This is a genomic window from Paracoccus lichenicola, assembly GCF_009708075.1.
Taxonomy (GTDB): domain Bacteria; phylum Pseudomonadota; class Alphaproteobacteria; order Rhodobacterales; family Rhodobacteraceae; genus Paracoccus; species Paracoccus lichenicola.
In genome coordinates, this window is sequence record NZ_WMBT01000013.1 from 23,500 (window position 1) to 46,185 (window position 22,686).

Below are 22,686 nucleotides of genomic sequence, written 5' to 3' on the forward strand. Positions count from 1 at the left end.
GACTGCCGCGCTGCGCCAGCCGTTTCCCGGCAGCGCCTCGGGGGGGAGCGTGGCGATAGTGGTGGTGTCCGCCTTGCGGCAGCTGATGTCATCCACCATCCGCCAAAATCCCCACCCCTTACCGGACGAATCGCATCCGGTCGGCCGGATAGAGCGTCAGCAGAGTCATCGCCACAAAGCGCTGCCGGTCACAGCCGGCTGTTACTAAACTTAGGACTTCCGCGACACAATGGTTGGCATCCTCCTGCCCGCAGTCGTCCCACCTCGCCAACGCAGCCCGGTTGTCCAGCCTCGCGCTGGAACGACCTTGGGAGTGGAGGCGGGAGGCCGTAGCAGGCTGTAAGCGAGACCACAGGGATCGAGCGTCAGCCTGTGGTCAACCGGGCGGGCCATCACAGGACAAGGCCGATCTGGGCGCGTCCCGGCAAGCCGGGACCAGGCTCTAGTTCCAACCGCTAAAGCGGTTTCCACCCGAGCCGCGCGAGCGCGTCTCGGCCCATTCGGGTGACGATCCTTCGCGCGGGATCTGTGGCAAGGGCCGGTCCCCGTCCGAGCCGCCGGCGCGAGCTGCACCGTCACAAGATCGTCGGAGATCCCCGCTGTCGCGGTGATCGCTGTCGGGGGGATTCGGACAAGCCGAACGCCCCCGGTCTGGTGGGCCACGCGCGAAGGGCGCGTGGCCGTCCTGGGAACCGCCGGTTCCCCCACGCAAGGCCGCGCGCTTGACGGGGGCAAGGGGTTTCCCCGGCCTTCCTCCGCAGCTTGCGCGCTCCGTGCAGGCCGGGTGATCCCCCTCCCCTCGCCCCCTACGCGCAACCTTGCATGGGTCCCCCTCCTGCCCTCGCCGGGAGGCAGGGTTTCAGGAGAGGGGCGCGCTTCGCGCTTCCTCGCCAGAAACCCCGCCCGATTAAGGGCACCCCCGACCGAGGCACAGACCAAGGCGGAACCGTTGCGAAAAGGAGTGCCACAAATGGCCTTTGATCTTTACCAGCACGTCACCGACACCATCGTTGCCAGCCTTGAGGCAGGCACCCCGGCATGGCGCAAGCCGTGGACCGGCGACACCGGCGGCGCAGCCTTCCCGCGCCGCGCCAATTGCGAACCCTATCGCGGCATCAACATCCTGATGCTGTGGCTGACCGCCGCCGACAAAGGCTATCGCGCCGCCCACTGGTTCACCTATCGCCAAGCGGAGGACGCGGGCGGGCAGGTCCGCAAGGGCGAGAAATCCGCAACCGTGGTGAAATACGGCACCTTTGAACGCGAAGCGGAGGGCAACGACGACCCGCGCAAAATCCCCTACCTCAAAGCCTACCGGGTCTTTAACGCCGAGCAGATCGACGGTTTGCCCGCCGAGTTTTACGGCACCCCCGCCGAAGAACCGCGCGACCTGGGCACCGCCGCCGATCCGGCGCTTGACGCCTTCTTTGCCGCCACCGGCGCGGATATTCGCAGCAGCGACGAGCCGCAAGCCTACTATAACCCCGCCGAGGACTTCATCCACATGTCGCCGATTGCCACCTTCCATGCAGCGAGCAGATATTATGCCACCCTCGCCCACGAGGCTTGCCACTGGACCGGACACACCAGCCGCCTTGACCGGCTTGGCCGCTTCACCGACCGCAAAGCCTATGCGTTCGAGGAACTTGTCGCGGAAATCGGCAACTGCATGGTTTGCGCCAGCTTTGGCCTGACCCCCGACTTCGATCAGTCCGCCGCCTATGTTGGAAGCTGGCTGCGCGCGCTTCAGGACGACAAGCGGATGATTTTCAAGGCCGCGACCGAGGCGCAGAAAGCCGCCGACCTGCTGTTGCAGAGCCGCCCGGCCGAGGAAAGGGCCGCCGCATGAGCGGCCCCCACCCCCTCCCCTCGCTGACCTGCCGCAAGTGCGGCAGGTCGAACCCTTGGGTCTATTTCGCGCCGGTTGCGGTCGAGGGCACCGGCACCTGCATCTGCATGGTTTGTGCCGCCGCGCGCGGTTGGCTGGACCGCAGCGGCAATCTCAAACCGGGAATCACCCTATGACCTACGAACTGCGCGACGATCCCGACGATCTGCCGATCATCTGCGCCACCGAGGCCGAGGCCCGCCGCCGAGGACGGCGACGAGCCGCGCGCACCCGCCAGCCTGTGCTGATCTATGAAATGGACGACCGCCACGGCGAACGGTTCATCGGGACCGTTGATTAACACCCCTGCACCGCGTCCCGCCAGTCGTGGGGCGCACCCCTTCTGAAAAGTAGGCCGCGCGCGCCCAGGCCAGGGCCAGGACGCGCGCCGCCATGCGCCTATGCGGCGCCCGCAGCCGCTGGCGCGGCAAACCAGCCTGTCTACCGCCGTGTTTCTTGAGAATGAGGGAGCCGGGAAGCTAGCTCCCCGGCTTGCCTCCCGGCGCGGCCTTGCGTGGGGGAACCGGCGGTTCCCAGGACGGACACGCGCCCTTCGCGCGTGGCCGACCAGACCGGGGGCGTTCGGCTTGTCCGAATCCCCCCGGACAGCGATCACCGCGACAGCGGGGACCACTCAATCAATATCCGGCGTTGGTCATCAGCTCATCGAGGAAATCGGAAAAGCGGGCGCGCGCGTAATGGTTCAGCATCGAGCGCAGAACGCCGAAACCGGCCGGGTCGAGCCGGGCTTCCATCTCGGCATATTCGACCGAAGTGAACCGCACCCGCGTTTGCATATGTCGCCCCACACTTTCGGCCCGATCCAGGTCAACCTCGCCTGCCTTGACGGACTTGAGCTGCCCCATCAGTTTCGGTTTGAACCTATTGAGGCTGTTCCGTAGCAACGTCACTGGCGGCAGACCCACCGCTGCTGCCCATGTTTCCGCGCGCCTTTCCAGATCCGAAGGGATGCGGATGGTAAGAGTAACATCGACACCGGCTTCCGTGACCCCTGCCCGTCCTGCGTCGGGTTTTTTCTCGGGCGGCGGCGGGGGTGGCGCGCTGCCTTGCGGTCCGCGGCCTGGCGCAGTTTCTGCGTCATGTTCGACCGTCGCGGTTTCCGTTGCCTCGCGGCCCGCTTGACCAGAAGCGGTCGGTGTCTGCACCGCCGGCGGCTGCTCTTGCGACGGTTGCTCTGCGATTGGCGGATCGAGGGGTGCGGCCGGATCTGGTCCCCTCCCCTGTTCAGCAGCTACGAGCGCCTCCGGCTGCACGTCCGCAGGTTCGGTTGGCCGGGCCGCGTCCAGCTTACCCCGAAGTTCCTGCGCCAACGAGCTAAGTGGATTAGGCCTGCTTGAGGTGATCTTGCCGATGGTTTGGGTAAACTCGCCGTCGCGTTTCAGTATCGCGTTCGGCTTTTTGCGGGAGCTTCTCATTCTACTGCCTCGACATCGGACACCATCACTTCATCGAGCAGTTCCAGAACCGCGTCCATTTCATCCAGGGCGTTCGTCAGATGGTTCTGGACAATGCCCTTCCGGGTGTTATCGCGGATCGCGCCAAGCAACCCCTCGCCATCGACCTGCTTATAGGCTTTGCGCTCCATGATCGGTTCTTCAATGACCGGCATGGAGGCAAGGATCTCCTGGATCGTATCTCTTTCGATTGCACTTGGTTCTGCCGACACCCCGTTAATGACAACACGATAGTCCGGCACCCCATCCGGATTTTTGACACGTCCTTTCAGACGCTCGTGCCAGATCAGCGTTTCCATCGTTTCGGTGAAGTCGTTTCGACCTGGCCGGATTGGCGCAACTACCAGATCGGATTGAAGGACCACATCGTCCAGAGCCTCGCTTGCACCGCCATAGGTGTCGATTAGGACTAGGTGATCGTGTGGAGGTTGGGCGTTGATGGCTTCTATCGTGGCGGTGATTTCGTCGGGGTCAAACGTGTGGATCACATCGGCGCGGTCATTCCAGTTGCCGAGTTGCTTGGCCGCCAGCATCCAGCCATAGCAACCTTTGCTGCTGTCGGTGTCGAAGATCGTCACCCGTTCACCACGCACAATGGCAGCGCTCGCCAGTCCGCGCACCAGCGTCGATTTACCACAACCTCCCTTGCGGTTGATAACGGCGATCACCCGGATGCCTTTGCTCATCACTGTCCCTCATCCCTTACTTTGTGTTGTTTGGTCGATCTTGCACTTTGGCAATTTGGCGATCAATCAGTTTTTCTATGCAACTGTCTCTCGTTCTGTCTTTCGTTCTGTCTATCTTTCTGTCTGTCGGTCGGTCAGTCGATCTTGCGAGCTGTCGGTCTGTCTCAGTTTTGAGAGGTATGGCATTGAGTCGTTATGGCGTTCTTGCTGTAATTCTATGTGGCGCTGTTTCGCTCTGTATCTGTTGCGCTCTGTCAATATGGCGAAAGAGCCTCCAGAATGAATCCGCAGGCTTCTCTGCGATTTGTAACGAACCTGAACCCAGCTGTGCAGCGAGGAAGGTGCTTCCTGACCTGCACAACGAGTCGCAGCCATATCCGAGCATGCTGGCGATACGGCGATCATAGCGAGAGAGCTAAGGATGGTGCCCGAACCTGTCGTTTTGACGGTGCTTCGAGGGACACTTGAAAACGGTTGACGAAAGATGAGCAAAGGGAAAAGGTGGAATTGGCAGGAACTGCCAAATGTTTACAAAGCTTAACAGGTGGCGCTTGGCACGTCAAAAACTCACCCCTTCCGAGCGCACCGAGGCCGTTCGCCGGCTGCGCGCAGGTGGAACCGTCCAAACCGTGGCGGAAGCGGTGGGCGCGTCGAAGGAGACCATTTCCAAGGTTCGTCAGCACGAAATTCGCAGCCGGGACAGCGCCACGACTGACGGCAAGCCGGTGTCGGCACGGCTGACGCCGGCCGAGATTGACCAGTTGGAGTGGTTGAAGGCTCATTTCGGCTTAGGGTCCAACTCCGACGCGATCCGTGCCTTGGTCCGGGCAGCCTCGGGAATGTTGGAGTTCGACCCGGTGACAGCCGAGAAACTGAACGAGGTTCGGGGTGAGCTGCGCAAGATCGGGGTCAATGTGAACCAGATCGCCCTGGCGTCGAACCGGGGCCGTATCGACCTGGCCCGGCAGGAATGGCAGGCGGTTGACGAGTTGCGACGCGCGTTTCCAAGGGTAGAGGGTTATCTGCGGGCGGTTGTGAACGAGCAGCGGCGGCGTGGAACCCGGCTGTTTCAGAAGTTCATTGAGGCCGGGCGTGGCTGATCTGGCCGACGACCTGATTGGGGAAATCCGCCTTGGGCGGGGCGGGCGTGGGCGGTTCAGGAACACCAGTTTCGGCAAGGCGCGGCGGGGCGCGGCGGGGGCGTCACTGTTTTCCGCGCGGGCACGCAACCTGTGGCGGGTCGGGCAGGCGTCGAACGCGGCTGTCCTGAAGAAAATTAACCGGGGCGGAACCCACACCGGCGCGCAGCTGGCGGCACAGCTCGACTACCTGTTCGGCAAGTCGGCGGCAGTGTTTGGCAACGCGGCTGAGTTGGAGTGGGGCGCGCGCTCGCTGACTGACGAGCAGCGCAAGGACATGGCGCTCGATTGGGAGGATGCGTGGTCGGGCGAGCCGAAGAACGGCCACACCACGCATCTTCTACTGTCGTTTCCGGCCGATCTTTCGCCCAGGAAGGCGCTAAGGATTGCAGAGGATTGGGCCTTCGAGATGTTTCAGTCCGGCACCCATGTTGACGACCAGTGGTCCTATGTGGCGGCGCTGCACACCGACCGGGATCATCCCCACGTCCATATCGTCCTGAACAATCGCGGTCTGCACAACGACGAGTGGTTCTACATCGCCCGCGACAACGTGTTCTGCCTCGACATGATGAAAGAGCGCCTGGTCGGACTGGCCTCCGATATGGGCGTGGAACTGGATGCGTCCTCGCGCCTGGAGCGCGGCATCCTGACCTACGGTCCGACCCGCGCCGAGATTGAGGGGGCCGCGCGCGAGAAGCGCCGCGTCCACGAGCGCAAGCTGCATGGCAAGGCGCTGGAGGACGGGCTGGCGGTGGTGGAGCAGAGCGCCGCCACCCTGCGGATGCTGGCCTCGATTGCTTCGCTTTCCCGGCTCAAGGACGTGGCGCTTCGGATGGAGCGCGCGGCCGAGATCCTTAAGACGGGCGGTATTCTGACCCCGAAATCCTTGGAGATTGCCAACATGGATCTTGAAAAAGCAGAGACCCGCAAGGAACTGGACCACGTTTTCACGAGCTGGCTCGACAAGGCCGAGCAGCAGATTTCGACGCTCGACCCGGCCGACCGGCGTGAAATGCGCCAGGAGTTGTCCGAGATCACGACCGACATCATGCGCGACCTCGGAGACGCGCGCGGGGCGGAGCTGGTCATGCGCGCGCCGCGTTCCGAGCTTTACAAGACGCAGGTGCTGGACGACGAAATCCGGCGCGGCAAGACGGTGACGGCGCTGGACGAGGGTGAGGCCCACGGGGTCCGGTCCGCCGTGTTCGAGGCGGCCGAGGCCATCGGCATCGAGCGCGCGACGATGGAGCGCCGCTTGGAGCATCCGGCCGCGAACGCCTGGCAGGAGCGCGAATGGGTCAAGCAGGACCTGCACGCCGTCGCCCAGGCGCGCGGCCTCGATCTGGACCACGAGGACCAGCGCCACGCCGCCGCCGACCTGGTGGACCGTTTCTATGCCACGGCCGCCAAGACGCTGAACACCGCCCTTGAGATCGACCACAGCCACAGCCACGAGAACGACCGCCTGACCCGGACGCTGGAGTCGCTGGCGGCGGTCCATCGCGAACACGGCCGCGTCGCGTTCGAGCATGAAGATCACGCCGAACGCTTCGCCACGGACCTGAAAGAGCGGTATGGGGAGAAGGTGATCGAGCAGATCGCGGCAGGGGACGACCGGGCGCTGGCGCTCGACTTCCCCGAGCCGAGTCAGCGGCGGGACATCTCGAAGGCGCTTGTTGCCGCCGCCGAAAGCCACGAAAGCATCGGCCTTTCCATGCGGCAGGCGGAGCTTGCCAAGGAGCGGCTGCACGAACGCGACGAGCCGCAGCACGAAATGCGCCGCAAGGATCATGACCTTGAGCTGTAAGGGGCAGGGCCAATGAACCGCATGAGCGTCGCCATCCCGGCGGGCCTGATCGCCGGGGCTTTCGTCGGGCTGATGTTCGGGGGCCTCTGGCTGCAATGGCAGCTCGGGGCCAACCTGAACACCGGCAACCCCTTTGTCCTGGTGACGGAGTTTCCCGGCTTCGGGGCGCTGCGGCAGGACCCGTGGCGCACCGCCTACCTGATTGTCCTCGGCGGCGCGCTCGTGCTGGCCCTTGCCGGGCTGGTGTTCAGCATCACGCACCGGCTGACCACCTACGGGACCGCGCATTTCCAGACCAAGGGCGAGGTCAAGAAGAACGGCCTCGCGCAGCCCATCGGGACGGGCTTGGTGTTCGGCAAGTTCGGCAAGCCCGCCCTGAAGAACCGAATGGGCCAGTTCGTGTCCGGCACCTATGACCAGTTCCCGCACGCCCTAGTGGTCGCGCCGACCCGCTCGGGCAAGGGCGTGGGCTATGTCATTCCGAACACGCTGCTGTTTCCCGGCTCCTGCGTCGTCATGGACGTAAAGGGGGAGATCTTCGAGGCCACGTCCCGGCACCGGCTGGCGCAGGGCGACAAGGTATTCCGCTTCGCACCCTTCGATTTTGAAAACCCGACCCATCGTTACAATCCCCTGGAACGGATTGCCGCCATTGCGGACACCGATCAGCGGTTCACCGAACTGTCCAAGCTCGCCAGCTACTTTCTTACGCCCAAAAACGAGAAGGGTGGCGCGTCCGACTTCATCGTGGGGGCGCGGCAGCTTTTCGTGGCGGCCGGAATGCTTGCCATCGAACGAAACACCCCGACCATCGGCGCGATCAGCCGCATCCTGTTCGGCAGCGGCAACAAGGAAAAGGCTTACCAGCGGTTTGCGACCGAGACGCGCCACGAGCAGGCGGCCACGATCTTTCTCAACTTTTCCGGCTATTCCGACCGCACCCTGTCCTCCTATGCTTCGGTGCTGGATGGAGCGGGGCTTGGATTGTGGCTCAACCCGCGCATCGAGAAGGTGACGAACGCCAACGATTTTTCTTGGAATGACATTCGCCGCCGCCCGCACTCGATCTACATTGTCGCCAATTCCGATGATATTCCGACGCTGGCGCCGCTTCTGCGGCTGATCTTCGGAGAGCTGATCGCCACCATGCGGTCCCGCATCCCCGACCCAAAGGTTGAGCCGTGGCCGGTGCAGATCATCCTCGACGAGTTCGACCAGCTTGGACACATGCCGATTGTCGTGCAGTCGTTGAAGCAGCTCGCCGGTCATGGCGTGCGCGTGTCGATCATCACACAATCCATTCCGGGGCTTGAGGACATCTACACTGAAAACCAGCGGCTTTCCATCGAGTCCGCGGCGGGCATGAAGCTCTACATCGCCCCCAACGAGAAAAAGACCGCCGCCGAAGTGTCCGAGGCGCTTGGCAAGACCACCCGGCTGTCCTTGAGCGACAGCTATTCGCAGGACGGCCAGGGCATCCTGAAACGCTCGATCTCGCGCCGCAATGAGGAACGGCCGTTGCTGACGCCGGGCGAGGTCCGCAATCTCGACCCGAACAAGATCATCCTGATCCCCGAACGGCAAAACCCGATCATGGTGGACCGGATCATTTACTATGAGGACGCCTATTTCAAACCGATCTTCGAGGCACAGAAAGGGCCGCTGCCCTATCCCGATGCGCTGCGCGCCGAACTGGACGATTTGAAGGCCAAGGTCACGTCCCTTGAAGAAGCCAAACTCTCCTATCCGCCGGGTGAGCAAAGCAAGACGCAGGAGCAGCAGCCGGACCCGAAGCTGGCCGGCGAAGTCGCCGAGGAAGAACACAAGGCGAGGTTGGAGAAGGCGGCGGCCGAGGAAGAAGCAGCCCGTCAGGCCAGGGCCGCAGCGCCTGCTCGCGACCAGGCATCCGACACGGATGAAGCGATGGCAAAGTCGCCCAAGGCCAGGAAGCCGACGCTGGCGCGGGAGGTTTCGGATGAACTGCGTGGCGAGAACGATGCGCGCAGCGACGAGGACGTGAAGGACACCATCAAGAAAAAGGCGCAAGCCAGGATGGACGCCTTTGACGCCCGGATGAATGGCAAGAGGGCGGCGGCTTAGCTGCTTTCCCCATCGAGCGCGGGAAAATAGGTTTCCAAAATCCCGCGCTCCTGACCTATCCGGCCCGTCTGCACGATCACGTCGATGGATTCGCGCACATAATCCCTGATTTCCGTAAGCGTCAGCGGCATTCCGGCCCGCATCACCAAAAAGGCCAGCCGGTTGACGGCCTTGCGCGCAGATGTGGCGTGAAGTGTGGTGAAACTCCCTTCATGCCCGGTGTTGATCGCTTCCAGAAACGTCACCGCCTCGACCCCGCGCAACTCCCCCAGGATGATCCGGTCGGGGCGCAGACGCAGGGTCATTTCCAGCAGCTTGTCGGCCGAGCGCGCCGAGGCTTCCACCCGTTCGGCAATCAGGCTCACTGCGTTTTCCTGCGCGGGCAGCAGCTCGGCCGAGTCCTCGATCAGCACCAGCCGATGCCATTCCTCCACCATCCAGAGCAGGCGGCGGGCCAGTTCGGTCTTGCCCGAGGACGTGCCCCCCGAAATCACGATGTTCATGCGGGACTCGATGCAGGCGCGCAGAAAATCGTCGGGATCGGTGCCGCGCATCGACATGTCGCGGACCCGGCGCAGCAGTTCCAGCCGTTCGGTTTCCAGGGAAATTGTCTGGTCTCGCAGGAAACGGAAGTGCTTGGGCGCTTCCCCTACGGGCCTCCGGCGGAACACCCGGAAGGTGATCGTGGTGCCTCCGGCCGAGGCAGGGGGGATGACAGCCTGGCAGCGCAAGGTGGCCCCTGCGAACTCCACGGTGGTCGAGATCGCAGGCAGGGCATCGGTCAGGGTGAGGCGCGGCTTGTTGGCAATGAGACCGGCCAGATCCCTGACCTCGGCGGGCAAAAGCGTTACATCCGCCAGCGACATGGCGCTGTCGCCCGCGCGCTCGATCCACACCCGCCCGTCGCCGTTGATCGCGACTTCAATCGTGCTGTCCGCCTCGATCAACGGGCGCAGGGCATCGAGCCTGCTTTCCAGATGCCCGACCGCCCCCATCAAAGCATTTCCAGATCAGCGTTGACCATGACCATGACCACAGCCCCCTGATCCACGCTGATCGTTGTCGGAATGTCGATGTAGTCCTTCATGATCGACCCGATCGTGTCACTGGCGTTGCTGCCGATGTTTTCAGCAGTGTCCCGAGCAATCTCGTCGTCGCTGTCCTTTTCCACCGCTGCGGCCAGAACCGCAGGTGCCGCCCCGATGATCGACACCGCCGTCGCTGCTGCGAAGCGCGACAGGGTGCGGGTGTTCACCCGTCCCGTCACGCCCGAGCGGCCTATGCGGTCCGTGCCGTAGGCCGCGAGTTCGACCGACTGACCGTCCGGCGTCACCACCCGGTCCCAGGCGACCATGATGCGCCGCTGGCCCTTGTCAATGGACGAACTGTAGCGTCCGAACAGGCGCGAGCCACGGGGGATCATGACATTCGCCATGTCCATCGACCACACGTCATAGCTGACCGTGGCCGACACGTTGCCTTCGATCTGGCTGGAAATGGCGTTCGTCAGTGTAGCCTCGATCAGCGTGCCCTGGACAACCGTGCGCGAAGGTTCACCAATCACCTTGGCCTGCACGGCTTCCGTCTGTCCGGCCCGCCGGAAGCGTTCAGCGGCATCGAGCTGTTCGTCTGCGCCGCCGGCGTCCTCGCCGCCCCCACCGCTTCCAAAGCGGATCACCTTCGCGGATCGGGCGCGGGCCTCCAGCAGGGCTTCCTCCTGCGCGCGCTGTGCTTCGAGTTCGGCCCGGCGCTGTTCGAGGGCCGCGAGGCGCTGCGCCTCCATGTCGGCCTCCATCTGTGCCTGTCCGGCCATCTGCGCCGCCATGTCGAGTTCGGTCTGAAGGCGCATGTTGTCGCGCGTCAGCTCATCAAGCTCCTGATCCTTGCTCATCATATCGTCGCGCAACTGCTGCATTTCCTCGCGCAGCGCGTCTATCTGCGAACCATCCACCGCAGGGTTGGCGCGGGCGGCGGCAAGCTCGGCCTGCGCTTTCTGGAGATCGGCCCTGGCCTTTTCCAATGCCGCCCGCGCCGCGTCCGCGTCGGCCTTCGCCTGGGGGTCCGGCACCGTCTGGACTTCGGTGCGCAACGCCACCGGCTCGGGCGCGGTGGAAGGCAGGGGTTCGTTCTCGGTGACGGTGAAGCCTGCCAAGCCGGAATCATCCTGAAACTCGCGCACTTCGGAGGTCTGCATGGAAGGCGGGGCAGGGGCATCCTTCGGCACGACCGTCGCGATGTAGCCACCGCCGGCCAGGCCGGTTCCGAGCATCGCGGCCGGCATTGCCAGCCGTCGCCACAAGGGCGTGGCGGCGGCTGGTTTCTGCATTCGGGCCAGCCGGGCTTGAAGCTGTTCCTCGTCGGCCATCAGCGCGTCCTCCGCTTTTCGCCGGCTTTCGTGCCTTCGACGCAAACATACTCGTCGCCGTAGCGCAGCACCCACCGCTCCGAACGCGCCCCCACGGTGATGATCGTGCCGTTCACGCTGCTGTTGACGCTGTATTCCCGCCCCTTTTCATCGGCCCGGAAGATCGAGGGGATCGGGGCCCCGGGCGGGATCTGGAACAGGGTTTTCTTGCCATCGTCCGAAATCCCGACCGGCGTGAACTCGGCTGCTCCGGTACGGCTCAACACACGGTAGCTCATGGGAACTTCTGCCGGGATCGCAGCGGCGGTTGCGGCCGCACGCGAGCGCGACCCGCCGCTGCCCGGCACCGTGAACTTGACGGACCAGTTGGGCGTGACCTCCGAGGACTCCACGACATTGAGGAAGTAGAAGCGCCGGTTGGTTTCGACCGTCATGTTGGTGCTGGCACCGGACACGAAGGACATGATGGAAAAGGCGTTGGACGCCCCGACCTTATCTGCCTCGAAGGACTCGTTGTCGCCAACGGAGATCGTGCGGATCGTTTCGCCGTCACCCAGTTCGACCAGGGTGACGTTTCGCACCCGTGTATGAATGGTATAGACCTGCCCCTCCTGAAAGGTGGCGTAGGTCACACGGCTGTCGTTGCCGCCCGCGCGCGGGCGGGCTTCCGCAAGGGCCGCAGCCGGAAGGGTCAGCGCGATGAGCGCCGCAAGCGTGGTGGAACGGATCATTTCTGGCCCTCCATGTTCTGGGCTTCAAGGCTTTCGGCAGTCACGCGGTAGTCGGTCACGGTGAAGCCGAACGGGTTTTCCCACACGAGCTGCACGGCGCTCGCGGTCGTGGGTTGAAACTCATAGGTGATGGTGGCGTAGAACTTGCCGATCCGGTCCGGCTCCCCATCCTTCTTGAGCCGCTTGGTGAAGCGCACCTGCGCCGTCCTGGGCGCGACCGGCGTGATCGACAGAACGTCCACCAGCACCTTGCCGCTTGCCCCGTAGATCGCCGGCGGATAGTTGGGGTTCGCCTTGTCCCATTGCGTTTTCAGCGCCGCCTGCATCCGGGGCGCGGACATGCGGTAGGCTTGCAGGATACGAGCCTCGTTGTCGACCGCGTCATAGGTTTCGCGGTTCTTGACGTAGTTGTAGAGCAGCGATTGCTCGACCGCCGCGCCTTGCTCGATCCCCGCCGCCTCGACGCGCACGGCGCGCTCGGCAATGCCGGTGTCCTTGTCCACGATGGTCACGAACGCCTGAGTTTCCTTCAACGGCAGGGTCATGCCCGCGACTGCCACACCGCCGAGGCCAAGCAGCACGCCACCGATAGCGACGACCCAGGCCATGCGCTCGCGACGGCGGACGCCGAAGATCAGCTCGTTTTGCAGAATCGTCCTGCTGTCAGACTCACGGTCCGCCATCGCATTCTCCAAGTATTAAAGGGATCAAGCGCCTTACTTGCGCTTGCCCTGCATGATTTCGATGCTCTGCATTTTTCGTCGCCATTCGGCGCCCTTTTCGGCCCACTCGCGGTCGCGGGCGCGGGCCGCAAGGCCAGGTGTCTTTCCGGTGCGGGCACCCGAGGCGGCCGCTTCGATGCGCGGCGCAGCATAGCGGCCGATCATCCGTCCCGGTGTCGCCACGGCACGCAGCGCCTCGGGAGCAAAGTTGGCGAGGTTGAAGCTGCCGGTGACATGCGCGGCCGCGGTCGGGATCGCCAGCAGCGCGAAGATGCCGACAAAGGCCACCACCAGAAAGCCAACGATCATGGCTGCCGTCTCGACATCGGCCTGGGGCGTGAACTGTGCGTCCGCCATCGAAATAACCGCGCCGATCACCGCCGCCGCCGCGATGGGATACATCAGGTAGCCCACGAAGGCGGTCAGCCAGGCTTCGAACAGCGTCTTGGTGCGCTCGAAGATGGTGGCGATCATGGCGAGCGGCGCCATGCCAAGCAGGAACGCGATCATGATCTTCGAGAAACCGACGATCAGCACATAGGCCGCCATCAGGATCGACAGGATCATGAACAGAAGGGCGGAAAGAACACCACGCGCAATCGAACTGACCGCCCGAGCTACTCCATCAGAAACATCGGACATCTGCACCGCGAACTGGTCCATCGCGGCTTCCGGGGTTGGGACATCGCCATGGAAAAAGCTCAACGCAAGACTGCCCGCCCCCGAGGACAGGGCATCATAGATCACGCCGAAGTTGGCCCAGGACCGCGCAAAGATGAACACCAGCACGATCCGCGAGACGAGCTGCCAAGCATCGCGCATGGACATGCGGTTCACGCCGAGCGCCATCGTAATCCCGATCAGCACGATGAGAAGCGTGGTCACGATGGTCAGCATCGGATCGAGCGCGTCGGCCGTGGAGGTGAAATACTTTTTGCCCACGTCCTGCACCGCACTGTCCAAGGTGCCAAGAATGTCCTGGACCAGGGCCATCAGTACTCCCCGCACATGGCGGCAACGATCCCCAACTGCCGGTCATAGGCGTCATAAAGGTCGCGCGTGTGCTTCGGTTCGAGAACCGTCACTCCGAGCTTTTGGCGCAGACGATCCTCAAACATGGCAACGGTTTCGTGCGGGATGATCTTGCCCGCGCAAGTGCAATCCTTGGTCGCAATCACGTTCGTCACCGACAGATACCCTGCAATATCGCGATAGGCTCTGTTGCCGAGGCGACCGGCGGATTTCAGGTTGGCTCGCAGTTCCGGGGTCTTTTCGCAACTCCGATACGGCTGATTTTCGGCGGCGCTCGGCACCTGCTCGATGCCGGACACGTCCACATCGGGACCGATTTTCATGCCTAGATAGTCGTCCTCCGCCGCACGCTCGGCACCACTCATCACCGGCTGGCCTTGCAGCAGTTCCCCGAGTTCCGTTTCAGGTGTATGGACAGGGGCCGCGTCGGAAGTTTGTGCGGCCGGGGCAGGCGTCGCCGGGATCGCGGCAGGCACCGTTCCCTCCTGTGGCGGTAGCATCTGCGCCATCGCCAGCGTGCCCACCGCGAGGATCACCAGTCCACCCGCGAGAACCGTCCGTTTCATGGTCATTCCTCCAGCTTCATCCGCAGATATTTTTCCTCGTCGGCGGCGGTTGCCGCGTCCATGACGCCCATGTTGCCCTGTCCGACCGTCTGGATCGCTTCCATCGACCACACATTCGCCAGGGCAATGCCAAGCTCGGCCGTGACCCGCGTGTTGAGGTCGATCGCTTCCTTCAACCCGCCGGTGTCGGGGATCTTCTGCACGAGGCCATCGAGCCGCGTCAGGCTGTCCTTTGCCGCCTCCGACGAGCTTTCCGCCGCCACGCTCATGAAAGCGCTCACATTGGCCGACTGGCCGATGCGGGAAGCCGTCTGATCCTCGCTGCTCGCCAGCGTGTCCACGCGCTCACGCGACAGACCGGATTGCTCGAAGGTGCGATCCACATGGCCGCTGACGGAGCCGCCACCCCGGAAGGTGTCGCCCGAGGCCAGCACGCCGGTCCAGTTGCCCGTCCGCGCCGCCTCGACAGAAGCCGTGAGGTCCGCAAAGTCAGGCAGAATGTCCCGCAGGAAGCTGTCGGGATCGACGCCGAGGTCCGTCAGCGTCAATCCATTCCGCAGCGCGTCGATCTGGTTCTGGAGAAGCAGGATCTGTTCCAGCATCTGACGGGTCTGCTCGTCCAGCTTCACGTTCTGGGCGATCTGCTCTTTTAACTGAAGTTTTGCCTCTACAAGCTGTTCCCCGAGCTTCGCCAGGCTAGTCACGTCGATGGTGGGCACGCCCTGGCCGCCCGCAGGCAGGGTGAGGGCGAGGGCGACTGTCGCACCGGTCAGAAGTCTTGTCGTCAGTTTCATCCGTCCAACCTCACTCGCAGGTATTCCTCATCACGCGCATAGGCTTCGAGGGTCAGCGCGGTGCGCGCCGCCTCGACCTTGCGCTGCACCGCTTGCAACCGCGCCAGGATCACCGCCATGCGCGCCACTTCGGCCCGCGCATAGGTGTTCAGGTCCATCGCGTTTTTCACCGAGCCGGTATCTTCGACTTGCATCAGGATTTGCCGGAGCCGGGTCATGGAGCCGTGCATGGTGTTCATGCTGACGGCCGCGTAGCCCATGGCCGCGTCCGAAAGGTTCGACGCATCGGCAATCACCATGTCGCGCGGGTCGAGCGTTCCGACCGCCGCCGCGTTGCCACCCATCCGGGCCGCGTAGCGGTTGTAGTAGCCCGTGATCTTCACGACATAGTTCTGCGTTTCCTTGTAGGGCGGGATGCCGTTGTATTTCTGCACCGCGCCCGGCCCGGCGTTATAGGCCGCAAGCGCCAGCGGCATGGAGCCGAACATGCCGAGGCCCTTCAGGAGATAGCGCGCGCCGCCGTCAAGCTGCACGCGAGGGTCTTGTCGGCTGCCATCGTCGGGGATGCCAAGCTCGGTGAAGGTACCCGGCATGATCTGCGTCAGGCCGAAGGCACCGACATGGCTTTTAGCGCCGATGGAGAAGTTGGACTCCTGCTTGACGAGCGCCTGGAGCCAGCACCGGAACTCGACCGCGCTGATGCCCGCGTGGGCAAGCGCCGGATGGCCCGCGTGCTTCTGCGCGGTGTCCGCGATCATCTGTTCAATCGTGACCGGCGCATCGCCCATGATCCGGGCGGCATAGGGATTGTTGTCCTCGATGGGGTAGATTTCAGCCGCGCCCATGAAGGCGCCGCCGCCCGAGACGCCCGCGCCTTCAAGACCGGGCACGAAGCGCGAGGTTTCCGTAAGCAGGTCCAGCGTCTGTTGAGCCGCCGTCAGTTGATCGACGCGGGCCTCGACTTGGCGGAGTCGTTCCTGGTTCTTGTCCTGCATTTCCGCGGTCTTGGCAGCTTCCTCGCGCAGCCCGAGGACTTCGAGCGCGATGCGTTTGAAATCGCCAATCGGTACGCCTTGTCCCACCACCGTGACCGGAAGCGTCACCGACGCAATCAGCACCATTGCCAGAACTGATTTTCGGGAGCGCACCACCATCCTCCTACGGGCAGTTGGCCGAGGCGACGAAGGCCATGCTCGACCAGCAGTTGGTCTTGCGAATGGGCTGTTCGGTGCAACCTGCGAGCGATGCAGTCACCGCCGCGAGGATCAGAACCTTACGCATCATCATTCCTCCAGAAGTGCTTGCGGTTGGCATAGTCGGCACCAAAAGCCCGGATACCGGCCTCGCCGCCGCCGAGTGCCGTCAGCAACGGCCCGAGCGGCGAGAGATCGAGGTTGAGGATTGTCGAACCGTCATGGGTTCGCAGGAGCGCATGGCGTTGTGCCGTCCGGCCGGTCAGCACGAAGTGCAGCTCATTGTCGGTCAACCCAAAGCCCTCGTAGTCGGGCACATCGGCCGCGCGGTTGGGGAAGATCACCTGGTTCGGCATCCCCTGGATGATCGAGCCGGACCGGCTTTCCCTGATCTGCGACGGGAACTGCGTTAGCAGCACCACCACCACGTTGAGCTTGCGGACCGTCACCAGCCATTTCGGCAGCCAGCGGGCAAAGAACTCATCGTCAAAGACTGTCGAGGCTTCGTCGATCACCAGAAGCGTCGGGCGCTTTTCCTCGAACAGCAGCTCCAGGCGGCGGAAGATGTAGGACAGCACCGCCGTCCGTTCGCGCGCCATCGCCAGGATTTCCGTCAGGTCAATGCCCGTGATGTTCGCGGACAGGTCGATCACCGGCTGATCGGCGTCCCCGAACACCCAATTATAGCGGCCTTCCGGACCCCATTCCGCCAGCTTCATGGCAAGGGCGCGGTTGTCGCCCACGTCCCCGATCAGATCGTCGAAATGGGCGAAGGTCCGCAGCTCGTCGGGCGCCTGCCCGTTCTGGCGCACGGCGCTTTTCAGGGCTTCGGCCTGGTGCGGCGTCAGCTTCTCGTCGGCCCTTTCCACAAGCCGGGAAAGCCAGTCCATCAGCCACGCTTCGCCACGTGGGCCGCGCTCGGTCAGAAGCGGGTTCAGCCCGGTCGGGTGACCCGCGCGGATCGCGGTGTAGCGGCCCCCCATCGCGGTGATCGCCATGCGAAGCGCCTGGTCCTTGTCGAACAGGATCACGCGCACGCCCGCGCGCTGCGATTGCGCCGCAAGGAAGGCCACCGACGAGGACTTGCCGCCGCCCGAAGGCCCGAGGATCAGGGTGTGCCCGATGGTGGGTTCCGCGCTCGGATCGCCCGGGGCATGGAAGCTGAACCGATGCGCGGCACCCGTCACCGTTTGAAAGACCGTGATCGGCGTCCGCCACGGCAGCTCGCTCGCCACGGCCCCGGCGCGCGCCATGTGAAGCGAGGCCATGTCGGCAAAGTTGATCGACTTGGTGAGAGGGTTCCAGATTTCATAATCCTGGTTGCCCGGATGCGTGGAGAAATAGGTCGCGGCCAGCGTGTCGTTGCAGCGCACGAGCTTGATCTTCGCCTGTTCCGCAACGCTGCGAACCTGCGACACCCGTTCCTCAAGCGCGGCCTCGCTGTCGGCAAAGACCGTGATCGTCATTTGATGCTCGCCAAACCCGATCCGGCCCGACTCTACATCGTCATAGGTCTGTTGGAGATCGTCTGCGATGGAGCCGACCAGATCGCCCGCCGCTTCCATCTGTTGGATACGACGCTTCGCCAGTTCGCTCACCTTGTTCATGGCGACGGGCGTGTAGGCGTGCGAGATCACCGTGTCGGTGCCGGTGTCGAGGGCATCGAGCATCCCCGGCCAGGTCTGGTTCGCATTGCGCCAGATCGACAGGACGGCAGCAAAGCGCGGCGTGTCGAAGCCGTCGCGGAACTCGGCCACCGGACCCTTGAAGCGCACCGACAGAAGCGACACGTCCTCGGCAATCAGCGTGTGCTGACCTCGATATTCCGGGCGATAGAGACCGGTGCTGATCGCGCTGTAGAAGCCCAGCAGGGTTCCATCGCTGATCTTGAGCCGCATGGTGCCGACCCCGAGACTGGTTTCAAGAATGGAGACGACCTCGCGCAGCTCGCCCAGGCGTTCCTCGGTGTTGCGGTCCAGAAGCCGCCGCGCCGCCCGCGCGAACAGCGGCATCTTGAGCGGCACGCGCTTGTTGCGCACGACCGTCAGCACCAGCATGAACTCGCGCAGATTGCGACCGGACAGATGGCTGCGCCATGCCGCTTCCACGTCATGCGCGAAGGTGTCCCCGTAGATCGGCTTCAACCCGAAAGCGGCGGGCCGCATCAGCCGGTGGACGTAGAAGGTGAACCGATCATCGAGGCCGTCCATGATGGCAGCAAAGCTCTTGGCGAGATCGAGAATGTCGCGGTCCGACGCGGTGATCCCGTCAATGCCCCGGATTTCGAGGCTCATCATCAGCGCGTTGTCGCGGGTGCGGACGATGTGATCGTCCACTTCGAGCGCATAGGGCATTTCCGCATAAAACTGCGGCGACTTCGGGACGTGGCGCTGCGCGCGCTCGCCGATCGGACCGATCTTGGTGTTAAACATAGTGCCGTCCCGCCTTTCGCTTCTTGCGCGTCAGGGCGGGCGGGGTTTTGCTCAGAACCACCGCGACCGCCTTGTGGCCGTTCGGGTTGACCGCGACGAAGGCGCGGGCGAGGCCATACCAGATCGGCCCGGTTAGCAGCCATGCGATCACCTTGAACCAGATGAACGGCAGCATTGTGAGCGCGCCGACCGCCATCATGTAGGGCATCGGCAGGCCAAGGAGCTTGGCCTGCCGGGTCAACCCGAGAATGACGGCGTGCCGCTCCATCAGCTAAAGGCCGACCGCAGGCTGCTGACGAAAGCCGGTGCCCCGAACACGAGGAAGGCGCCGACGACCACCAGAAGCACCCAGAGCCAACTGATCCGGTTGAACGCAGCCAGAAAGCCGGTCAGCACGAAAGCGACCGTGAACACAACCGTGGCGAGGTTGCCGCGAATCCACGCGACGAAATCGTTGCCGATGGTGTCTGCCTTCGAGAAATCCACGCTTTGCGCGAGCGCGTCATCCGCGACACCGGACGCGAGGGTGACGCTTACGAGCGCCAGCATGAGCAAATGTCGTTTGGTCACGAGAACAGTCCTTCTCTATTGCCGGAGGATGCGGTCGCGTTCCGCCAGGACGCGGACCACGTAATCGCGGGTTTCCCGATAAGGCGGGACGCTGTTGCGATACTTCTGCACCGCGCCCGGCCCTGCATTGTAGGCGGCAAGCGCCAGCATCGGGGATCGGAAGGTCTGGAGTTGCAGCAGCAGGTAGCGTGCCCCGCCGTCGAGGTTCTGCACCGGATCATGCGGGTTGACCCCAAGCTGCGCGGCGGTGCCCGGCATCAATTGCGCGTAACCGATTGCCCCTTTGTGGCTGCGCGCGACTGGATTGAAGCGCGACTCCTGCCAGACAAGCGCCTGGAACAGCGCCGTCCATTCATGGGGCGCGATCTTGTTGGCCTTGAGCGCGGGATGGTGTTGGTAGCGCAATGCGACGCTGCGCGCCGCCGCAATACCCACAGCATGGCCCGGATTGGCCGAAACCATCCGCCGGGAGGGTGCGCGGGTTTCGAACAGCGTCATCGCCTTGGCCCCGAAATCCGCAGCGTCGGGATCATCTGCCGCCGCCGACGGTTTCGGCGGCGCAATCAGGCGACCTTCGGCGTCATAGCGCTTCACCGGGTTACGGCGATGCGATTGCCCGATCTGGTTTCCCTTGGCGTCGAAGCGGATCACTTCGGCTACAGCGGGGGCAACCGACAGACTTAACAGACAAATCGCCAAGCAAAGGCGGGTGGAGCTACCGCGCCAAGATGACGCTTGATCCCGTTTCGGTAGGGATGCCGACGTTTCGGAACCCAAACTCGGTGAGGAGGCTGATGAGTCCGCTTGCCGTCTTGATTTCACGGAACTCGATGTCTTTTGTGCTTCGAGTTGGTGAGCGCCCCTCGTTCTTGGCGCGCTGACGCTCGCGTGCCGTGACGAGGACAACCCAGTCGTCCGTTTCGGGATTGGCAGCCACCAGATACCAGCTTCCGTGCCACTGATACCCCCGCAGTTCCGGGGCTTTCCGGCAGACCACATGGAGGTGCCAGCCGGAATCGAGGACGTCTTGAAGGCCTGCAACTGAAACCACATCGGCGGGTCTTTTTTGCTCGGTGCTCACAGTCAGGCCTTCCCACGATAAGAAGCCTGACACCCTTAGGAGGCGTCAGGTTTACATATCTATAGTCTGCGCACAAGCTATAAATATGTCACAAAATCAGTCGTATTCATGTGTTAAACAACGAAAGCCTTTTTTCCAAGGCTCGATAGCCACCGGCGACGGATGGCACAGGTCATCGGCCAGATGCAGGGCATCGGCTTTCTTGAGGCATGAAGTTATTTGATATAGCCAAGAGCGGTGGGCAGGGCTGCCAGACCGAGGAACTCCGAAGGACCAGACCCATTGGCGACATACATGGCATTGTCTCGGATTTCGACGGTGACGGTGCCCTCGGGCGTGGCGAGGCTGTCGAAGCTTCTCAGCATCGCTTCGACCATGTTCCTTGTCAGTTCTGCTTGGACAGTTTCATTGGAATGGCGGGCGGCAAACATGGCAAACTTCCTGGATACTCTTTATTGAGGGCGGCGAACCGGGCATTCGATAACCTGAAAGCGTCCATCCGCATTGCCCGTGACAGGGCCGAGCTGATGCGCAGGCCAGTTCCATCTTTTCGCCATGCGCAGAAAGGCCGGCGAACCGAGGAACAGCACCGACGCTGCATCCTTCTTGCAAAGGAAATCATTTGTGGCCTGGAGGATCATCCGGGTCACCTCACGCGGCCCATCGACCACCATCCGGGTCAATTCCCACACTGATCGGTCCATGGGCGGGATGGCATGGCAGAGGTTCTTTGGCAGGCCAGGCAGCAAGCCCAGGCAGGCGTCCCGGATCATGTAGCTATACCGAAGATGACCGCCGCCACTGAGCTGATCGGTCCGTCTCAGCCGGGCGCCGCCGACGACCTGGTCGCCGTTAGTCGCAACGACATAGGTGGTATCGAATGAGTCGTATTGCTCGAACTCAAGATCATCGGCGTGGAAAAGGGGCCAATCGAGCCGATCAATGAAGACTTGTTTACGGAGCTTCAGGTAGCTGTTCACCAGGTTCCAATGCTGCACCCCATCAGGCAACGAGAGAAACTTCACGTCATATTGCGCAGGTATCTCGGCTATCTTATTGAAGTTCGCTTGCTGGATCTGCATTTCCACGAAATTCCCTTGTCGATCCGATAAACATTCTGATGCCGTGGGACGTCACAGCCCAGACACCCCAATTGCAAATTTGCAGAACGACGTATTCGCCTTCTTGGGCCTGAGCGCACATCTGCACAAGATTTTCCGCCATGTCTGGCGTGAACTCCGCAGACGCGAGCACGGTCAGGTTCTTGGGCGTGACCCGTTCGGCGATTGACTTCATGATCCTGCCTTGGACCCTTCTTTCTTCCACATTTGCAGACTTAACGAACCAATCGGGGATTGACAGGAGGTCGGCTAAAAGGGCTGGCTTTTTAGCCAGACAAAGCGAGGGGTATCATGCTCGAATCGATCATTCCCAATCACGAGGATGAGTTGCGATCCCTTTCGACCTACGGGCAGGTGGGGTTCGTCATTGGGTTCGGGCTGCGCTTCGGCCAGCCTGACTTCTTCCTTAATCGCTACCCGGAGGCTTGGACGTCCCTTTACGAGCGCGAAAACTATTTTTTCGGGGATCCCGTCGCTGCGTGGACCATTGCTCGGACAGGTTCGATCCGATGGTCCGAAGTCAGGTTTCCCGATCCTCGGGGCATCATGACCCAGGCTCGGAAGCATGGCCTGAAGTATGGGGCAACCTTTGTCGTCAAGATCGACAGAAAGAGATCGTTCCTGTCAGTGGCCCGCCAGGACCGCGAACTTAATGAGGGCGAGATGCTGGTGCTCCACAGCAAGATCGAAACCTGGGCCAAGCTTTTTGCGAAAGCCAAGGTTGCGCTCACCGATGCCGAACTTCAGGCCTTGGCCGCCATGCGCGATGGATTGCGGCAATCGGAGGCAGCCGAAAAGCTTCAGGTCAGCGTCTCGACGCTGAAAGCACGCCTTGATAGCGCACAAAAAAAACTCGGTGCACCGAACACTCTCAACGCAGTCGTGCTTGCCGTCAGGCAGAATCTGATCTGACGTCAACATGCGATTTTATTTTGTCTAAAAAGCCAGACCTTTCAGCCAAAATTGACCTTAGGTCTTTAT

At 62.8% G+C, this 22,686-nt stretch carries 26 protein-coding genes; 7 read left to right on the forward strand and 19 right to left on the reverse strand.

Annotated features, from left to right (window positions below; translation table 11 throughout):
• Positions 1-970: 970 nt before the first annotated feature.
• From GIY56_RS15460 to GIY56_RS15470, 3 genes are read left to right on the forward strand one after another with little or no spacing between them, the layout of a single operon-like run.
• On the forward strand, positions 971-1,849 hold the full coding sequence (locus tag GIY56_RS15460) for an ArdC family protein (protein WP_154765764.1): 879 nt from the start codon (positions 971-973) through the stop codon (positions 1,847-1,849).
• Entirely contained in the window at positions 1,846-2,025 is a 180-nt protein-coding gene (locus tag GIY56_RS15465; RefSeq protein WP_154765765.1) for a hypothetical protein, read from the forward strand. The genes GIY56_RS15460 and GIY56_RS15465 overlap by 4 nt, the downstream gene beginning before the upstream one ends.
• Positions 2,022-2,189, forward strand: coding sequence for a hypothetical protein (locus GIY56_RS15470; RefSeq protein WP_154765766.1), 168 nt, complete (start codon positions 2,022-2,024; stop codon positions 2,187-2,189). Before GIY56_RS15465 ends, GIY56_RS15470 begins: the two co-directional genes overlap by 4 nt.
• Positions 2,190-2,526: 337 nt before the next feature.
• Here the strand turns inward: GIY56_RS15470 and GIY56_RS15475 are convergent, their stop codons facing one another.
• Together GIY56_RS15475 and GIY56_RS15480 are read right to left on the reverse strand one after the other, a co-directional pair.
• Positions 2,527-3,324: a hypothetical protein gene (locus GIY56_RS15475; protein ID WP_154765767.1), complete on the reverse strand. Its 798-nt coding sequence runs from the start codon at positions 3,322-3,324 to the stop codon at positions 2,527-2,529.
• The gene (locus GIY56_RS15480) at positions 3,321-4,049 is read right to left on the reverse strand and encodes a nucleotide-binding protein (RefSeq protein ID WP_154765768.1); all 729 of its coding nucleotides are present in this window, start codon (positions 4,047-4,049) and stop codon (positions 3,321-3,323) included. The genes GIY56_RS15475 and GIY56_RS15480 overlap by 4 nt, the downstream gene beginning before the upstream one ends.
• A gap of 524 nt (positions 4,050-4,573) precedes the next feature.
• Here GIY56_RS15480 and GIY56_RS15485 point away from each other — a divergent pair.
• From GIY56_RS15485 to GIY56_RS15495, 3 genes are read left to right on the forward strand one after another with little or no spacing between them, the layout of a single operon-like run.
• Positions 4,574-5,149, forward strand: a complete 576-nt coding sequence (locus GIY56_RS15485; protein ID WP_154765769.1) for a DNA mobilization endonuclease VirD1/MobC family subunit — start codon at positions 4,574-4,576, stop codon at positions 5,147-5,149.
• Positions 5,142-6,998 carry a relaxase/mobilization nuclease domain-containing protein gene (locus GIY56_RS15490; RefSeq protein ID WP_154765770.1) on the forward strand — a complete coding sequence of 619 codons (1,857 nt, stop codon included), beginning with the start codon at positions 5,142-5,144 and terminating at the stop codon, positions 6,996-6,998. Before GIY56_RS15485 ends, GIY56_RS15490 begins: the two co-directional genes overlap by 8 nt.
• 21 nt (positions 6,999-7,019) lie before the next feature.
• Complete coding sequence (locus GIY56_RS15495) at positions 7,020-9,098, forward strand: type IV secretory system conjugative DNA transfer family protein (protein ID WP_196053654.1); 2,079 nt, start codon at positions 7,020-7,022, stop codon at positions 9,096-9,098.
• Here GIY56_RS15495 and GIY56_RS15500 read toward each other — a convergent pair.
• The 17 genes from GIY56_RS15500 to GIY56_RS15575 all read right to left on the reverse strand — a co-directional run bounded on the left by GIY56_RS15500 (position 9,095) and on the right by GIY56_RS15575 (position 21,880).
• On the reverse strand, positions 9,095-10,093 hold the full coding sequence (locus tag GIY56_RS15500) for an ATPase, T2SS/T4P/T4SS family (protein WP_154765772.1): 999 nt from the start codon (positions 10,091-10,093) through the stop codon (positions 9,095-9,097). The two genes, GIY56_RS15495 and GIY56_RS15500, sit on opposite strands and share 4 nt — an antisense overlap.
• Positions 10,093-11,463, reverse strand: a complete 1,371-nt coding sequence (locus GIY56_RS15505; protein WP_154765773.1) for a TrbI/VirB10 family protein — start codon at positions 11,461-11,463, stop codon at positions 10,093-10,095. Before GIY56_RS15505 ends, GIY56_RS15500 begins: the two co-directional genes overlap by 1 nt.
• The gene (locus tag GIY56_RS15510) at positions 11,463-12,194 is read right to left on the reverse strand and encodes a TrbG/VirB9 family P-type conjugative transfer protein (protein ID WP_154765774.1); all 732 of its coding nucleotides are present in this window, start codon (positions 12,192-12,194) and stop codon (positions 11,463-11,465) included. The genes GIY56_RS15505 and GIY56_RS15510 overlap by 1 nt, the downstream gene beginning before the upstream one ends.
• Positions 12,191-12,877, reverse strand: coding sequence for a virB8 family protein (locus tag GIY56_RS15515; protein ID WP_154765775.1), 687 nt, complete (start codon positions 12,875-12,877; stop codon positions 12,191-12,193). The genes GIY56_RS15510 and GIY56_RS15515 overlap by 4 nt, the downstream gene beginning before the upstream one ends.
• Before the next feature lie 33 nt (positions 12,878-12,910).
• Positions 12,911-13,909, reverse strand: coding sequence for a type IV secretion system protein (locus GIY56_RS15520; protein ID WP_154765776.1), 999 nt, complete (start codon positions 13,907-13,909; stop codon positions 12,911-12,913).
• Entirely contained in the window at positions 13,909-14,514 is a 606-nt protein-coding gene (locus tag GIY56_RS15525) for a hypothetical protein (protein WP_154765777.1), read from the reverse strand. The genes GIY56_RS15520 and GIY56_RS15525 overlap by 1 nt, the downstream gene beginning before the upstream one ends.
• 2 nt (positions 14,515-14,516) lie before the next feature.
• Positions 14,517-15,308 (reverse strand): type IV secretion system protein, encoded by a 792-nt coding sequence (locus GIY56_RS15530; protein WP_154765778.1) that lies wholly within the window; start codon positions 15,306-15,308, stop codon positions 14,517-14,519.
• Positions 15,305-16,462: a lytic transglycosylase domain-containing protein gene (locus tag GIY56_RS15535; RefSeq protein WP_154765779.1), complete on the reverse strand. Its 1,158-nt coding sequence runs from the start codon at positions 16,460-16,462 to the stop codon at positions 15,305-15,307. Before GIY56_RS15535 ends, GIY56_RS15530 begins: the two co-directional genes overlap by 4 nt.
• 4 nt (positions 16,463-16,466) lie before the next feature.
• Complete coding sequence (locus tag GIY56_RS18795; protein ID WP_268866584.1) at positions 16,467-16,589, reverse strand: hypothetical protein; 123 nt, start codon at positions 16,587-16,589, stop codon at positions 16,467-16,469.
• Positions 16,582-18,933 (reverse strand): VirB4 family type IV secretion/conjugal transfer ATPase, encoded by a 2,352-nt coding sequence (locus GIY56_RS15540; protein ID WP_154765780.1) that lies wholly within the window; start codon positions 18,931-18,933, stop codon positions 16,582-16,584. The genes GIY56_RS18795 and GIY56_RS15540 overlap by 8 nt, the downstream gene beginning before the upstream one ends.
• Positions 18,926-19,201 (reverse strand): VirB3 family type IV secretion system protein, encoded by a 276-nt coding sequence (locus GIY56_RS15545; protein WP_154765781.1) that lies wholly within the window; start codon positions 19,199-19,201, stop codon positions 18,926-18,928. The genes GIY56_RS15540 and GIY56_RS15545 overlap by 8 nt, the downstream gene beginning before the upstream one ends.
• Positions 19,201-19,503, reverse strand: a complete 303-nt coding sequence (locus GIY56_RS15550; RefSeq protein WP_154765782.1) for a TrbC/VirB2 family protein — start codon at positions 19,501-19,503, stop codon at positions 19,201-19,203. Before GIY56_RS15550 ends, GIY56_RS15545 begins: the two co-directional genes overlap by 1 nt.
• 15 nt (positions 19,504-19,518) lie before the next feature.
• Positions 19,519-20,154, reverse strand: a complete 636-nt coding sequence (locus GIY56_RS15555; RefSeq protein WP_328288575.1) for a lytic transglycosylase domain-containing protein — start codon at positions 20,152-20,154, stop codon at positions 19,519-19,521.
• Positions 20,155-20,218: 64 nt separating this feature from the next.
• The gene (locus GIY56_RS15560; RefSeq protein ID WP_154765783.1) at positions 20,219-20,584 is read right to left on the reverse strand and encodes a hypothetical protein; all 366 of its coding nucleotides are present in this window, start codon (positions 20,582-20,584) and stop codon (positions 20,219-20,221) included.
• A 215-nt stretch (positions 20,585-20,799) separates the two neighbouring features.
• A complete protein-coding gene (locus tag GIY56_RS15565; RefSeq protein WP_154765784.1) occupies positions 20,800-21,015 on the reverse strand; it encodes a hypothetical protein in 216 nt (71 codons plus the stop codon).
• 21 nt (positions 21,016-21,036) lie between these two features.
• A complete protein-coding gene (locus GIY56_RS15570; RefSeq protein ID WP_230312568.1) occupies positions 21,037-21,666 on the reverse strand; it encodes an acyl-homoserine-lactone synthase in 630 nt (209 codons plus the stop codon).
• Entirely contained in the window at positions 21,638-21,880 is a 243-nt protein-coding gene (locus GIY56_RS15575; RefSeq protein WP_154765786.1) for a hypothetical protein, read from the reverse strand. The genes GIY56_RS15570 and GIY56_RS15575 overlap by 29 nt, the downstream gene beginning before the upstream one ends.
• A 116-nt stretch (positions 21,881-21,996) precedes the next feature.
• Between GIY56_RS15575 and GIY56_RS15580 the strand changes: the two genes are divergently transcribed.
• Positions 21,997-22,617: a helix-turn-helix transcriptional regulator gene (locus GIY56_RS15580; RefSeq protein WP_154765787.1), complete on the forward strand. Its 621-nt coding sequence runs from the start codon at positions 21,997-21,999 to the stop codon at positions 22,615-22,617.
• Positions 22,618-22,686: the final 69 nt, after the last annotated feature.